Raw genomic sequence first — 13668 nt, forward strand, 5'->3', positions numbered from 1 at the left:
GCCACCGTGCTCGGGATCCGGCCGGAACGCCTTGGTGAGGGGCGGCCGGCCGGGTCCCGCTCGGCCGGGTCCCGGTTCGGCCGTCGGCCCGGCGGACCGAGCCTCGCCGCCGACCCTCGACCGCGCCGGATCCGTGCTCTGCGGCCGTGCGCAACGGCCTTGTCGACTTCCACGCCGCCGAGAGATCATCCAGGACATGAACGAACCTGCTGAGGTCCTCGGTTCCGGCGAACTCGAGTTGCGCCGCTGGCGCACGGGCGACGTCGACGTCCTGGACCGGACGATCCACGAATCCCTGGACCACCTGAAGCCGTGGATGCCCTGGACGGTCAACGCCGGGAGGCCGCACACCGCCGATTTCCTTACCCGCAGCCACGAGGAGTGGGAGACCGGACAGGGCTTCGGATACGCCATCACGTCGGACGCCGTGGTCATCGGCAGCTGCGGGCTCTGGCGGAGGATAGGCCCGGGCGGCCTCGACATCGGCTACTGGATCCACCCGAGCTGGGGCGGCCGCGGGCTGGCAACGAAGGCCGCGGCGGCTCTCGTCGGCCAGGGCCTCCGGCTCGCGGGCATCGACCACGTAGAGATCCACCATGACGCCGCCAACGTCGCCAGCGGGGCCGTGGCCCGCCGCCTGGGGTTCACCGAGGTCGGCCGCAGCCCCGTACCCGAAGGCCCCGAGGCGCCCGGCCAGGTGGGGATCGACGTCACCTGGCGGATCACCGCCGAGCAGTGGGAGGCCCGTACGGCGTCAGACGGCGAACGCGCGCTCTGACGCCGGCCCTCGGGGCCCGGGCCGCCGCCGGCCTCGGTGACCGTGAGGAGGCGCGCGGCCGGTTCGTACGATCATAGGAATGGACGTGCGGGCTACTCTTGCCCCATGACGATGCGCAAGACCGTCCCCGTGAGTGTCGACGCGATGATCGAGGACCTCAGGACCCTCGTCGAGGTCGAGTCCCCCTCACGCGACCTCGACGCACTGTCGGCATCGGCCAAGGTCGTCGCCGCCGTCATCGAGAACCGCCTCGGCGGCCAGGCCGTCCTGGTCGACAGCGAAGCCGGGCCCCACGTCCACTGGTCGGCGGGCGGTGATCCCAAGGTGCTGATCCTCGGTCACCACGACACCGTGTTCCCGCTCGGAACCCTCGAACGCCGTCCGTTCCTCGTGCGGGACGGTCACGCGACCGGCCCCGGGGTCTTCGACATGCTCGGCGGTCTGGTCCAGGCGATCCACGGCCTGGCGGCGCTCGAGGACCGGTCCGGCGTCGAGATCCTCGTGACCGCCGACGAAGAGGTGGGCTCACGTTCCTCCCGGGCCCTCATCGAGGAACGCGCCCTCGCGTGCGGGACCGTGCTCGTCTTCGAGGGCTCCGCCGACGGCGGAGCCCTGAAAACCGGCCGAAAGGGCTGCGGCACCTTCCAGGTCTCCATCGCGGGACGTGCGTCGCACGCGGGCCTCGAGCCCGCGGCCGGGGTCAACGCCCTGATCGAGGCGGCCCACCAGGTCCTTCACATCGCGGCGTTCGGCCGCCCGGAGATCGGCACGACCGTCACTCCGACCGTCGCCTCCGCGGGAACCCTCGACAACGTCGTGCCCGCGGAGGCGACCGTCATCGTCGACGTCCGGGTGGAGTCGGCCGGGGAGAAGGAGCGCATCGAGTCCGCGTTCGCGGCGCTGGCCCCGCACCTCGACGAGGCGCGGATCACGGTCGAAGGGGCCATCGGTCGCCCTCCGATGCCCGAGTCGGCGTCGGCCGAGCTCTTCGCGCTGGCCCAACGGCTGCTTCCCGGGCTCGAAGGCAAGGCGGTCGGCGGCGGCAGCGACGGCAACTTCACGGCCGCTCTGGGCGTACCGACGCTCGACGGCCTCGGAGCCGTCGGGGGCGGCGCCCACGCCGAGCACGAGTACGTGGTGGTCGGCGCCATGACCGAGCGGGCGCACCTCGTCGCCGGACTGGTGCACGCCCTTCAGAACCGATAGGCGGGCAGGGGCCGTTGCCGCGTACGGTGCCCGACGGCCGTTCCGCGCGTCGGGGCCCCGCGGGCCGAGGCGGCGTACGCGACGACCCGCCCCGCCGGGTGGTGCAGCCCCGGCCGGTGCAGTCCCGGCTGCGCCAATCGGCTGGCTCCCGGCCCTGCCCGGCCCTGCGTCGGGACAGACGGTCGCCACCTCTCTAGGTTCTGTGGTGCCCCTTACCTCCTCGAAAGGTGGATCCATGCGTTCTGTCCGCTCCGTGCTCTCCGTCGTCGCGGCCGGTGTCATCGTCCTCGGTGGCGCCTCCGTCGCCGCTGCCGACGTGACCGTCAACGCTCCGTCCGAGACGACGTACACCTTCGTCTTCGGCGACTGGTCGCAGTTCGCCGCCGACGACGTGTTCAACGCGGGCCTCAACAACACGGTGGGATCCAACAACTGAGCAAGCCGTCCGCGCCCGGTCGTCCGGCACCTCCCGTGCGGACGACCGGGAGCTAGGCGACGCGAGTCCGCCGCCCTGTCGCGGCGGCTCGCGGCTGCCATCGGGCGGCGGTCCGCCCGGCGCGGGCGCGCCACCAAGCCACCGTTGCCCTGACCTGGGTCAGGGAACCGCTCACGGGACCGTAGCCGTACGGATCGCCCAGCAGGACCAGGACCGCCCCGGCCTCCTCGGCCGCCGCGCCGACCGACGAGATCAGGGCCGGCCACTCGGTCGCCCAGCGGTGGTAGGGCGGTGCGGCGCAGTGGAGGACAGCTCCCGCGCCCCGAGAAGCTAGGGCGGGCCGTAGCCCCGAACCCGGCATCGAACACGTCACGTTGGACGCGGGTGACGACCCGCACCGCATGCCCCTGCTCCGCCAGCAGCCGAGCGGTGGCCACTCCGGCGGGCCCGCATCCCACGACGACGAAAAGGCTCACGTACGTACATGAGCGCGAGCGCGTGTCCCTCCTGGCGGCGCTACATGGCGGAGCGGAGCATCCCCGCCGTCCTGGCCATGGCGGCTCGCGTCGGCTCGTCGGCGGCCGTCCGGGCGGCGTCCTCCAGCAGCAACGCCGCCGCCTGGAGGAGACCGACGTGTACCGGTACGGTCTGCAGCCCGGTCAGGGCCGCCATCGCCTGATCGGTGGCGCTCTGGGGGATGAGGGTGCTGACTCCGCGTCCGATGCCGCGTTCCCGTGGGCCTTGCGCTGGTGTACTCACCTCGCGATTCTCGCGGATCCGCGGCCGGATCCGGTGGCGACATCCGAGGGACGGGTTGGGCGCCGGGGCTGCGGGCCGGGGGCCGGGTGGGAGAGCGCGCGGCCGTCGGCGCCTCCGGTCCCCCTAGGAGCGTGGGTCGGTAACGAGCAAGCGGCCTGCTGGCCGTGACCGATGGGATCGGTCACTGTCGGCGCCTGTGAGGCTGTGGTGGGGATCCTGCCCGTCGGATGTGCGGCGACGCAGCAGCAGCCGCGGGTCGTAGGGCGGGTAGCCGCGCTTGTTGGTGTAGTCGGCCAGGACCGGCCCCAGGTCCAGCACCTCGTCGACCAGGTCGGCGACGAACCGGGCGAGGTGGTCCTGGGGCAGCCAGTCGTCCAGTGACGGGGGCAGCAGCAGGACCTGGTGCGGGTCGAACGCCCTGAACCGCTTTTCCACCCTCGCCGGACGGTCCTGCGGCTGCTGCTTCTCCACCGGCTCGACCTCGAACAGTCCATCCCCACCGCGCATACCGCGATCCTTCCGTACCTGCGATCATCAACCGGAGGCGGGGCGCTGCCCGGTCGGATAATCCACGTGCGGTCTGGCCGTCCCGCGTGATACTCCTCCCTGCTATGGGCGATCTTGTGACAGCGCGGCTCGTGCTTCATCCAATGGCCGTCAGCGAGGCTGAGCGAGTGGTGACGGGCGAGTCGCGTGGCGGTGCCCGATGGGCGCCCGGATACCCCACCGACGGGGACGTGTCCGCAGCCAGGCGCTTCCTCGGCACCTGCGCAGACACCGGTGATCCCCAGCCGTTCGGTAACTATGAGATCCGTCGCCGCGAGGACGGTCAGGCGATCGGCGGACTGGGCTTCCACGGACCCGCGGACGAGAGCGGCAGCGTCACGATCGGCTACGGCCTCATCCCGTCAGCGCGAGGCCAGGGATACGCCTCCGAAGCTCTCCGCGGACTACTGCTGTTCGCGCGGGCACACGGCGTCACCTGCGTGAAAGGCGACGCCGACCACGACAACATCGCGTCCCAGCACGTCATGATGGCAGCCGGGATGCGGCCGGCCGGACAAGACGGACGCGTCAGGTACTTCGAGATCGCCTGGACCGACACGACGGCGAATACTGAGACACGCTCCTAGCGCCGAGTGTGGCCAACGACCCTGCGGCGCTGTCCCCCTGCGGCCCTGCGGCGCTACCCCCCTGTGGTCGTGGATGACCGGGCCCGGCCTACGTGCTCTGGCCGTCGGCCTTCCGAGCCGCGCGCTCCAGCCGGTCCCGGTATTCCTCCCACCATGCCGCGTCGGCGGGCGGCATCGCGTCGTTGCCCTCCTTCATCCCCACGGCGCCGTCCAGGAGTTCCCGGATGATGTCGGCGTGCCCCGCGTGCCGGTGGGTGTCGGCGACCACGCGCACGACGGCATGGTGCAACGTCACCTCGTCCCTGCCCGTCGGCCACCACGGCACGCGGCCGGTCGTCTCCAGCGGCAGCGCGTCGATCGTGGCGTCCGCGTGCGCCCACGCCCGCCGGTAGAAGTCCACGATCTGCTGACGTGACTCGTCGGGGGTGGCCCACATGTCCCCGTTGGGCTCGGCGTCCTCCTCGAGCCAGGGCAGCGTCTCGCCGGACGGGCGCCCGAACGTGTCGCCGAGGTAGCCCAGTTCCACCCCGGCCGCGTGTTTCACCAGGCCCAGGAGGTTCGTGCCGGTCGGTGTCAGCGGTCGGCGGACGTCGTACTCCGAGAGCCCTTCGAGCTTCCAGAGCAGGGCGTCGCGGGCGGACTGCAGGTAGAAGCGGAGGTCGGCCTTGGGATGGGATGCGGTCATGCGGCAAGCCTGCCGCACGCCGTCGATGGACCGCCTGCCTGTTTTCCGCCCGGTCCCCGGCGTGGGCGTGGGCGGCTCCGGTCGTGCGGCCGGGCCGAGCGGACACCGATCCGTCCGGCATCCGTCGGCCCGGCCGCACGGCCGAGGCCGCCCGGTTCAGGAACTCCCTACTTCCTGCTGCTCAGGTGTCGAGCAGCCGGTTGACCAGCGAGCGGTAGGCGCGCAGGGCCTGTCGCAGGTCCTCGGTGGCCACCTGCTCGCCGTGGTCCCACTGCTTCTCCAGCCCGCTCCGGTGGTCGGCGAGAGACCCGGCGAACGCCTGCATGACCTCGGCCACCAGAGTGTCCGCAGCCCGGACCGCTTCGCGCGGCTCGTCCACGAACCGGCCCTGGATCTCGTTCCAGGTGGTGCGGTAGCGCTCCGCCTCCGCGGCGCCCAGGAGCGATTCGTCATCGGCCCCGGGGTCGCCGTCCTGTTGCGGTGCGGGCTCACGGTCGAGGCCCGTCTCCAGCCCACCGGGCTCCCGGCCGTCCCCTTCGCGTCCGTTCCCCGACACGGCGTCCCGGTCCGGTACGGCGTCCCGGTCCGCCAGCGGGCCCCGGTCCGACAGAGCGTCCCGGTCCGAGTCCGCATCCGCGTCCGACGGCATGCCCGGGTCTGTTCCGGACCGTGTCCCCGCGTCCTGCGCCGAACGGTCCCGCGGGTCCCGTTCACCCGTGGCCTCGCCCGGGTAGAGGGCCGCGTCCTCGCGTGCGGACGCGGGACGCGCCAGGTCTTCCGTCGTCAGGACGGGCTCGGGCGCCCGTCCCGCCTCGTCCTCATGGTTCGGCATGATCATTGGCTCCTCCGGTCGGCGAGCAGCTCCTCGAACAGGGTGCGGTAGTGGACCATCGCCCCCCGGAGCTCCTCTGTCGTCGCCTCTCCCGCGCCGCTGCGCACCTTGACCGCGTGGGCGGCCCGGTACTCCTCCAGCGTGCGGCCGTGCTCGACGGACAGGTCCCGCACTTGCCCCTGGTACCCGTCGGTGGGGTAGCCGCGCTCACCCATCAGCCGGGTCAGGAGCTCGTCGGCCTCGGCCACGGAGGCATCGGGCCGGTCCACGAATTGCTGCTGTACGGCGGTCCACTTGTCCGCGTACTGCTGCCGGCGCTCCGGCGGCAGCTCCTTGATCTCGAGCTTGTGGTACCGCTGCTCACGGGCGCGAAGGTCCCGCTCGGCGGACCGCTTGTCCCCCTGTTCCGCGACGGTACGTTCGTATTCGGGTCCGAACCGTTCACGCAGGTGACGGCGTCGGGCCAGCATCCACAGCGTGACCGTCAGCGCGATCACGACGATCGCCGCCACGACGATGATGGCTATCAGTACGTTGCTTGACATGTCTGGCCTCGTCCCGGGGGCTCTGGCTCGGTGGCTTCGTTGACGCGGCTGCCCTGCTTGCCGCCGGGCAAACCCATGCGGGGCCGGGCCTGCGGGCCGGGCGCGGATCACGGCCGGGGTTTGAGCTCGCCGCTGCGGGTTAGGCGCCCGATGGAGAGACGACTGGGCCGTGCGTGCGGACGGCCCACGACACGGGCGGACGGCCCTGGGCGCACCCCACGCGGCCCGCCGACAGGCCGCCGCCGCTGACGAATGGAAGGGCATCCCTGATGGACGCGAGTGAGAGCGAACGGGCGCGGCGCCGTACCCCGACCCCGACCCCGCCGTCGGAGGCGGTCGGCGAGAGCGGCGACAAGGAGGCGCGCCGGGCGGCCGACGAGGCCGTCGTGGGCGAGGGCCGCGAGGCTCACGCCCGCCGGACCCCGGACGCCGATGAAGGCGGCGCCCCGGCCGCCGGGAAGAAGCGTCATTGATCGACCCGGCCCGACCCACGGTTTCCGTCCACGTCTGTCCGGCGAGCCGACCAGCCAAGGAGTCACCATGCCTCGTGGTTCCAGCCCCAAGCGTGAACGCCAGTACGAGCACATCAAGGAGAGCGCCGAACAGCGGGGTGAGAGCCCCGAGCACGCCAAGGAGATCGCCGCCCGCACCGTGAACAAGGAGCGCGCCCGCGCCGGCGAGTCGAAGACCGCCAGCCGTTCCTCCCTCGAGGACATGTCCTCGTCGAAGCGCGGGGGGCAGCGCTCGCACAGCGGGGCGCAGGGGCCGACGAAGGACCAGCTGTACAACGAGGCGCGGCAGCGCAACATCAAGGGCCGTTCGTCGATGGACAAGGCAGAACTCAAGCGCGCCCTCGGCCACTGACCACTCCGCCGGCCCGTTCGCAGGAACGGGCCGGCGGAGTCATGGAACCGGGGCACGGTCCGGCCTCCCGGCTGCGACGGGGCCGTGTCCCGGGCGCGCCAGGCACACGGCCCCGTCGCAGCGCACGCCGGCGGCCGTTCCGGGGACGGCCGGGGGTCAGGCGGAAGGCGGGTACGGGGCGGCCTTGAGGCGGCGGGCCAAGTGCGCGGTGTTGGCGGCGAGGGTGGCCGTCGTCGCCGCCGTCGCCTCCGGGATCTTGTCGAGGTCCTGGTAGTCGGTGCCCTGCATGGCCTCGCCCACCCAGTAGGTGACGGCGTTCGGCGCGAGGGAGAAGCCGACGTCGTTGAGGCCCTGGAAGAGGTCGGCGCTGACCTTGTGGGCGCCGTCCTCGTTGCCGACGACGCAGACGCCCGCGACCTTGCCGTAGGTGAGCATGCGGCCCTCGTCGTCGGTTTCCGAGATCTCCGCGTCCAGGCGCTCCAGCACCCGCTGGGCCACGCTCGACGGGTGGCCCAGCCAGATCGGTGTCGACAGGATCAGGATGTCGGCGCCCAGGACGGTCTCCCGGATCTGCGGCCAGGCGTCTCCTTCGCCCGTGTCGGTCCGTACGCCTGCCCGTACGTCGTGGTCGGCGATGCGGAGGGTCTTCCCCGTGACTCCGTGCCCGGCGAGCGCGGCCATGGTCTGCTCGGCCAGCAGCTGCGAGCTGGACGGGGCGGGGGAGGGGGACAGGGTGCAGACGAGCGCGACGGCGCGCAGCGGCGTGTTCGGTGTGGTGTCCATGATCCTGCGGCTACCCGCCCGGTTGCCGTTCATCCGGGGCCCGGCGGGCGCTGCCGCGCCCTGGTCCGCAGGGCCGACGCGTCTCGGCACCCCCGCAGCGCGTTCACCGTCTCTTCGTTGCCCCCCGGCAGCGCGTCCACCGCCTCCAGGCCGTGTGTTCCGTGAGGCCTGCCGGGTAGGCGCGGCATGACCAGGCCGACCGCCCGGCGATGCACACCGGCACAGCGAAAGGACCCCGTCATGAACCGTCCCGGATCCCTGCCGCCCGGCGACGACGGTCTGCGGGTCGTGGTCGTCGGCGCCACCGGTAACGTCGGCACCAGCGTGGTCCAGGCGTGCGCCGACAGCCCTGCCGTCGGCTCCGTGCTCGGCCTGGCCCGGCGGGTTCCGCGGTGGGCGCCCGCGAAGACGGCCTGGGCCGCCGCCGACATCGGGCCCCACGGCCCCGATCTGGTACCGCTCTTCGCCGGAGCCGACGCGGTCGTCCATCTGGCGTGGATGTTCCAGCCGACCCACCATCCGGCCCAGACGTGGCAGACCAACGTCCTGGGCAGCCTGCGCGTCTTCGAGGCGGTGGCCGCCGCCGGCGTTCCCGCCCTGATCCACGCCTCCTCCGTCGGCGCCTACTCACCCGGCCCCCAGGAGACTCCGGGCGCCGCGGACCGTGCGGTGGACGAGTCGTGGCCCACGCACGGCTGGCCCCAGGCCGCGTACACCCGGGAGAAGGCCTACCTGGAACGCGTACTCGACGCGTACGAGCCGGCGCACCCCGACGTCAGGGTGGTGCGCATGCGGCCGGCCTTCCTGTTCAAGCGCACCTCCGCGTCCGAGCAGCGCAGGATCTTCGCGGGCCGTCTCCTGCCCGGACGGCTGGTGCGCCCCGGGCTGATCCCCGCGGTCCCCGACCTGCCAGGACTGCGGTTCCAGGCCCTGCACACGGACGACGCGGCAGCCGCCTACCTGGCCGCCGCGGCCCTGGACGTGCGGGGTCCCTTCAACCTGGCGGCCGGCGGCCCCCTCGACGCCGAGGCGCTCGCCGGTATCCTGCACGCCCGCCCCTTCGCCTTCCCCACGGCGCCGGTCCGCACGGCGCTGGCCGCCGCGTGGCGGCTGCACCTGGTCCCCGCGTCGCCCGACCTGTTCGACGCGGTCCTGCGCCTCCCCCTGATGGATTCCACCCGGGCCCGCACCGAGCTCGCGTGGGAGCCCCGGTACACGGGGGTCCAAGCGGTGGAGGAGTTCCTCGAAGGCTTGCGCGAGGGCGCCGGTATGGCCACCGCGCCCCTGGCCGCGTGAACGGGGACGCCGACGGCGCGGATGCCGTCCCCCGGCCCGCCTCCGGAGACCCGTCGGCGACCCCGACGGGAGCTCTCCACTACCCTCGCCACCGAGTGAACAGCTGCGAGCGACTGGGAGTGGAAGAGGCGATGGCGCTGAAAGAAGGCCAGCGGGTGAAGCTGGCGACGGACACCAGGCTGACCGATTGGGTGGCCACGGCGGGGGACACCACGACGTCGCCGGGGCACGTCGCCGGGTCCCTGTCCCTCGCGGCGGGCATCGAGGGCACCGTCGAACGGGTGGTGGAGCACGAGCACCAGAGCGAGGGAGCCCGTGAGTACGAGCGCCTCAAGTCGCTCCTCGACGCCTTCGGCCAGGAGATGCCCCCCGAGAGCAAGAGGCAGCTCGAGGAGAAGGTCGGTTCCCTGGAACCGGAGTGGATCGCCTACCGGGCGCAGCGGCTCCGCGTGACGGTCCGGGTCCGCCTCGACAACGGATTCATCCTCGACGAAGCCCGCGAGGACGTCTTCACGTCCGTCTGACCAGCTGGTCTCACAGGCCGATCCAGTACCGCCGCTTGGGTCCGATCAGCGTCTCGCGAATGTCCTCCAGCACGCCGCCGTTCCCCTCGATCGTGCGCACCGACGCCTCGTTGTCCGGGTCGCAGGTCAGCAGGACCCGGTCCATCCCGAGCAGTCGGGCCTCGTACAGGACCGAGCCCAGCGCCCAGGTGGCCAGGCCGCGCCGCCGCGCGGAGGGCCGGACGCCGTAGCCGATGTGTCCGCCCGCGTCGACGAGGAACGCGTTCAGGTAATGACGCAGGTCGATGGCGCCCAGATAGGTGTCGCCCTCGGCGATCCACCAGTACGTGGCGTGGACCCGCCCCTGCTCGATCGGCAGGGTCCGGTCGGAGTACCCGCGCAGCCGTTCCGCCCAGGCCGCGAAGCCCTCCGGGCTCTCCACGTCGTCATCGAAGCCGAGACCCGCGCCGTCCATGGGGGCGTCGGGCCCCCACTCCTCGCGCGAGGCGAGCCAGGAGGCATGGAGCCGGGGGGTGGGGGAGATGAGCTCGGGCATACCCGGACGATAACAGTCCGATCATCTGGTCACGGCTGCCCCCGGCGAGGCGGCCGGACAGCTCACCAGGGGCTACGGACCTCGACGCCGTCGAGGGCGCGGGCCTGGGCCTGGGCCTGCGCGGGAAGCCTGCGCAGCACGTCCTCGCCGATGGCGCCGTCGCGGCGCCAGATGGTGCAGAGCGTCTCCAGGGCTGCTGCGGCGACCTCGGGCTCGGCGTCGGTCGCCGCGCCCATCAGCGCCTCCACCACCGGCCTGGTGCCGAGCTCTCCCACCGCACGCGCCGTACGGGCCCGCTGCTCGGCCGGGACGGCCGGATCGGCCAGCGAGCGCAGGACGTCGGCCGTGTCGCGGGAATCCTGGCACGGCAGTACGAAGACGACGTAGACGAGCTGGGTGACCAGCACGATCAGACCCTGGAGAGGGGCGAACAGCCCGATCGGCAGGAGCGGGGCCAGCGGGAGAACGACCATCCAGCCTCCTCGGATCCTCTGGGCACCGCCGGTCGGCGGTTCGAAGCGCCGGCCGGCCAGCAGGACGATCACGAACATGGTCGCGAGGGTGAGGAGGGGTACCCCCACCAGCACCATCGCGATCCCCGCGGCGAGCGACTCGCCGAAGGGGTCGCCGCCCAGGAGCGGCAGCACCGAGGCCGCGGCCGTTCCGCCGAGAAGGGCGGTGACGACGTACCGCTGCAGGGAAATCCGTAGCCATCGACCTGTGCTCACTGCCGTTGCCCCGCTTCTCTCGACTCGGGGGACGACGGCTCGAAGGTCCCCGCCCCATCATCACTTGAACGTGTTCAATCAGCAAGGGCCGTCGCGACGGCGACAGGAGGGGAGTCGCCCCTCGAGGCCTTCACGCCGCTCCGGATGCCGCTCCTGGCCGGCCCCCTCGAGCCTCCATCTGTGACGTGCGCCACACCGTGTCACGGCGGCCGGCCGTGCGGTGTCTTGTGCCCGAACCGCTGGAACGAAGGAAACGAAGGAGACGACACCATGACCGAGAACACCGCAGTGATCGTGATCGGCGGCGGATACGCCGGCGTCATGGCCGCCAACCGTCTGACGCGGCGCGACGACGTCACGGTGACGCTGATCAACCCGCGCCCGAACTTCGTCGAGCGGATCCGCCTGCACCAACTGGTGGGAGGGTCCGACGACGCGGTCGTCGAGTACCGGGAGGTCCTCGGCGAGGGCGTCCGGCTGGTGGTGGACTCCGTCGCGCGGATCGACGCGGCCGGGCGCAGCCTGACGCTGGAGGCCGGCGGCACGGTCGGCTACGACTACCTGATCTACGCGGTCGGCAGCGGCAGCGCCGACCCGCGCGTGCCCGGAGCGGCCGAGTTCGCCTACCCGATCGCCACTCTGGAGGAGGCGGCGCGGCTGCGCCCGGTCCTCGACGCCACGCCCGCGACGGGGGCGGTGACCGTGGTCGGAGCCGGTCCGACCGGCATCGAGACGGCCGCCGAACTCGCGGAGGCGGGCCGCGCCGTGACGCTCGTCTGCGGCGGGGCGCTCGGCCCGTACCTGCACGCCCGGGGACGACGTTCGGTCGCCAGGCGGCTGGCCCGGCTCGGGGTGACCGTGCTCGACGGGCCCGGCACCAGGGTGACGGCGGTGTCCCGCGATGCCGTGCGGCTCAGCGGCGGCCGCGAGCTGCCGAGCGAAGTGACCATCTGGACCGCCGGGTTCGGTGTGCCGGACCTGGCCGTGCGCAGCGGGCTGCGCACCGACGCCCTGGGCCGCCTCCTCACGGACGAGACGCTGACGAGCGTCGACGACGTACGCATCGTCGCGGCCGGCGACTCGGCGGCGCCCTCGGGCCTGCCGCTGCGCATGAGCTGCCAGGCCGCGATGCCGATGGGCGCGCGGGCCGCCGACACGGTACTCAGCCGGATCGGGGGTGAGCAGCCCTCGCCCCTCAACCAGTTGTTCGCCGGTCAGTGCATCAGCCTGGGCCGCGGCGCCGGAATCTTCCAGTTCGCCCACAGGGACGACGTCGCGCTGTGGTTCCACGTCGATGGCCGCCCGGGCGCGAAGCTCAAGGAGTTCGTGTGCGCCGGCACCGTCAAGCAGCTGGCCGGCGAGGCGGGCAAGCCCGGTTCGTACGGCTTGCACCAGGTCTCGGGGGGCGCGAAGCGCGGACAGCTCCTGGAGGTCCGGCAGGACGGGGCTCCGGCCGTCGCCGAACAGCCGGTCTAGGGCCCGTGGTGTCCTACTCTCGGACGCACCGAGAGGACGATCAGACCGAACGGTCCTCAGGGAAGGGGAACTTGCCGTGCACGACCGCCAGAAGACCCGCGGCGACGAGTCGGCCGCCGCGGGGGAGAGGGGCGGGGGCGTGACCGGCCGCGCGGCCGAACCGGCGACCGCCCGCGCGACCGACCCGGCGACCGAGACGTTCGTCGCCCACCGCAATCTGCTCTTCACCGTCGCCTACGAGATGCTCGGATCGGCGGCCGACGCCGAAGACGTCCTCCAGGAGACCTGGCTCAGGTGGATCAAGGTCGAGCTGGCGCAGGTGCGCGACCACCGCGCGTACCTGGTCCGGATCGCGACCCGGCAGGCGCTCAACCGGCTCCGTACGATGAAGCGCCGCAAGGAGGCGTACGTGGGCCAATGGCTGCCCGAGCCGCTGCTCACTGCGCCGGACGTGGCCGAGGACGTCGAGCTCGCCGAGAGCGTGTCGATGGCGATGATGCTCGTCCTCGAGACGCTGTCGCCGACCGAGCGGGCCGTCTTCGTGCTGCGCGAAGCCTTCGACGTCGGGTACGAGGAGATCGCGGCGGCCGTGGAGAAGAGCCCCGAGGCCGTTCGCCAGATCGCGCACCGCGCCCGCAGGCACGTCGACGCGCGCCGCCCGCGCCGGACGGTCTCCCCGGCTGAGAGCAGGGCGGCTCTGGCCTCCTTCCAGCGCGCGATCGAGACCGGGGACCCCCAGGGCCTCCTCGACGTCCTCGCCCCCGAGGTCGTCCTCGTGAGCGACGGCGGCGGCATCAAGCAGGCCGCCCTGCGCCCGATCGCGGGCGCCGAGAAGGTGACCCGCTTCATGTTCGGCGGCCTCGGTAAGAACCGGAGCTTGATCACCATGGCTCCCACCGTGGTCAACGGAACTCCGGCGCTCCTCGTCCGGCTGGACGGCGAGATCGACGGAGTCATGGCGGTCCGCGTCGAGGACGCCCGCATCACGGGTCTCTACTACGTCCGCAACCCCGAGAAGCTGTCCCGCGTCGTGTCGGAGACCCCTCTCACCCGTAGCTGAGCAGCGCGGGCGCGGTGCGCGACGGGGC

17 protein-coding genes and 1 pseudogene are annotated in these 13668 nt (G+C 72.5%); 10 read left to right on the top strand and 8 right to left on the bottom strand.

The annotated features are described in order from the left end of the window. Positions 1-196: 196 nt before the first annotated feature. From ABZY44_RS04070 to ABZY44_RS04080, 3 genes are all read left to right on the top strand, one after another. Positions 197-778: a GNAT family N-acetyltransferase gene (locus tag ABZY44_RS04070; protein WP_356650006.1), complete on the top strand. Its 582-nt coding sequence runs from the start codon at positions 197-199 to the stop codon at positions 776-778. 105 nt (positions 779-883) lie between these two features. Then, positions 884-1984, top strand: a complete 1101-nt coding sequence (locus ABZY44_RS04075) for a M20 family metallopeptidase (RefSeq protein ID WP_356650007.1) — start codon at positions 884-886, stop codon at positions 1982-1984. 235 nt (positions 1985-2219) lie between these two features. Further along, entirely contained in the window at positions 2220-2420 is a 201-nt protein-coding gene (locus ABZY44_RS04080; protein ID WP_356650008.1) for a hypothetical protein, read from the top strand. Positions 2421-2936: 516 nt separating this feature from the next. On the opposite strand, the gene ABZY44_RS04085 is transcribed toward ABZY44_RS04080, so the two are convergent. Together ABZY44_RS04085 and ABZY44_RS04090 are read right to left on the bottom strand one after the other, a co-directional pair. Continuing rightward, positions 2937-3179: a hypothetical protein gene (locus ABZY44_RS04085; RefSeq protein WP_356650009.1), complete on the bottom strand. Its 243-nt coding sequence runs from the start codon at positions 3177-3179 to the stop codon at positions 2937-2939. A gap of 237 nt (positions 3180-3416) precedes the next feature. Then, a pseudogene (locus ABZY44_RS04090) lies at positions 3417-3668 on the bottom strand (IS1182 family transposase); the annotation flags it as partial. Positions 3669-3790: 122 nt separating this feature from the next. Here ABZY44_RS04090 and ABZY44_RS04095 point away from each other — a divergent pair. Beyond that, a complete protein-coding gene (locus ABZY44_RS04095) occupies positions 3791-4312 on the top strand; it encodes a GNAT family N-acetyltransferase (RefSeq protein WP_356650010.1) in 522 nt (173 codons plus the stop codon). 88 nt (positions 4313-4400) lie between these two features. On the opposite strand, the gene ABZY44_RS04100 is transcribed toward ABZY44_RS04095, so the two are convergent. The 3 genes from ABZY44_RS04100 to ABZY44_RS04110 form a co-directional block, all read right to left on the bottom strand. Then, entirely contained in the window at positions 4401-4997 is a 597-nt protein-coding gene (locus tag ABZY44_RS04100; protein WP_356650011.1) for a DinB family protein, read from the bottom strand. A 181-nt stretch (positions 4998-5178) separates the two neighbouring features. Continuing rightward, positions 5179-5829, bottom strand: coding sequence for a hypothetical protein (locus ABZY44_RS04105; RefSeq protein ID WP_356650013.1), 651 nt, complete (start codon positions 5827-5829; stop codon positions 5179-5181). 2 nt (positions 5830-5831) lie between these two features. Continuing rightward, positions 5832-6374: a hypothetical protein gene (locus ABZY44_RS04110; RefSeq protein WP_356650014.1), complete on the bottom strand. Its 543-nt coding sequence runs from the start codon at positions 6372-6374 to the stop codon at positions 5832-5834. Positions 6375-6643: 269 nt separating this feature from the next. On the opposite strand from ABZY44_RS04110, the gene ABZY44_RS04115 reads away from it, so the two are divergent. Further along, positions 6644-6847 carry a hypothetical protein gene (locus ABZY44_RS04115; protein WP_356650015.1) on the top strand — a complete coding sequence of 68 codons (204 nt, stop codon included), beginning with the start codon at positions 6644-6646 and terminating at the stop codon, positions 6845-6847. Positions 6848-6914: 67 nt separating this feature from the next. Continuing rightward, entirely contained in the window at positions 6915-7238 is a 324-nt protein-coding gene (locus ABZY44_RS04120) for a plasmid stabilization protein (protein WP_356650016.1), read from the top strand. A 156-nt stretch (positions 7239-7394) separates the two neighbouring features. Here the strand turns inward: ABZY44_RS04120 and ABZY44_RS04125 are convergent, their stop codons facing one another. Further along, complete coding sequence (locus ABZY44_RS04125; protein WP_356650017.1) at positions 7395-8021, bottom strand: NAD(P)H-dependent oxidoreductase; 627 nt, start codon at positions 8019-8021, stop codon at positions 7395-7397. A gap of 240 nt (positions 8022-8261) precedes the next feature. Here ABZY44_RS04125 and ABZY44_RS04130 point away from each other — a divergent pair, with 240 nt between their 5' ends. Both ABZY44_RS04130 and ABZY44_RS04135 read left to right on the top strand, forming a co-directional pair. After that, a complete protein-coding gene (locus ABZY44_RS04130; RefSeq protein ID WP_356650018.1) occupies positions 8262-9317 on the top strand; it encodes an NAD-dependent epimerase/dehydratase family protein in 1056 nt (351 codons plus the stop codon). Between the two features lie 131 nt (positions 9318-9448). Beyond that, entirely contained in the window at positions 9449-9841 is a 393-nt protein-coding gene (locus ABZY44_RS04135; RefSeq protein WP_356650019.1) for a hypothetical protein, read from the top strand. A 10-nt stretch (positions 9842-9851) separates the two neighbouring features. Here ABZY44_RS04135 and ABZY44_RS04140 read toward each other — a convergent pair whose 3' ends face one another. Continuing rightward, on the bottom strand, positions 9852-10376 hold the full coding sequence (locus tag ABZY44_RS04140) for a GNAT family N-acetyltransferase (RefSeq protein WP_356650020.1): 525 nt from the start codon (positions 10374-10376) through the stop codon (positions 9852-9854). A gap of 62 nt (positions 10377-10438) precedes the next feature. Then, positions 10439-11104 (bottom strand): HEAT repeat domain-containing protein, encoded by a 666-nt coding sequence (locus ABZY44_RS04145; protein ID WP_356650021.1) that lies wholly within the window; start codon positions 11102-11104, stop codon positions 10439-10441. Between the two features lie 270 nt (positions 11105-11374). Here ABZY44_RS04145 and ABZY44_RS04150 point away from each other — a divergent pair, with 270 nt between their 5' ends. Continuing rightward, positions 11375-12580, top strand: coding sequence for an FAD-dependent oxidoreductase (locus tag ABZY44_RS04150; protein WP_356650022.1), 1206 nt, complete (start codon positions 11375-11377; stop codon positions 12578-12580). A 139-nt stretch (positions 12581-12719) separates the two neighbouring features. Beyond that, positions 12720-13640 (top strand): RNA polymerase sigma-70 factor, encoded by a 921-nt coding sequence (locus tag ABZY44_RS04155; RefSeq protein WP_356650076.1) that lies wholly within the window; start codon positions 12720-12722, stop codon positions 13638-13640. The last annotated feature ends 28 nt before the right edge of the window (positions 13641-13668 follow it).

Source organism: Streptomyces sp. NPDC006544, from assembly GCF_040611715.1.
GTDB lineage: Bacteria > Actinomycetota > Actinomycetes > Streptomycetales > Streptomycetaceae > Streptomyces.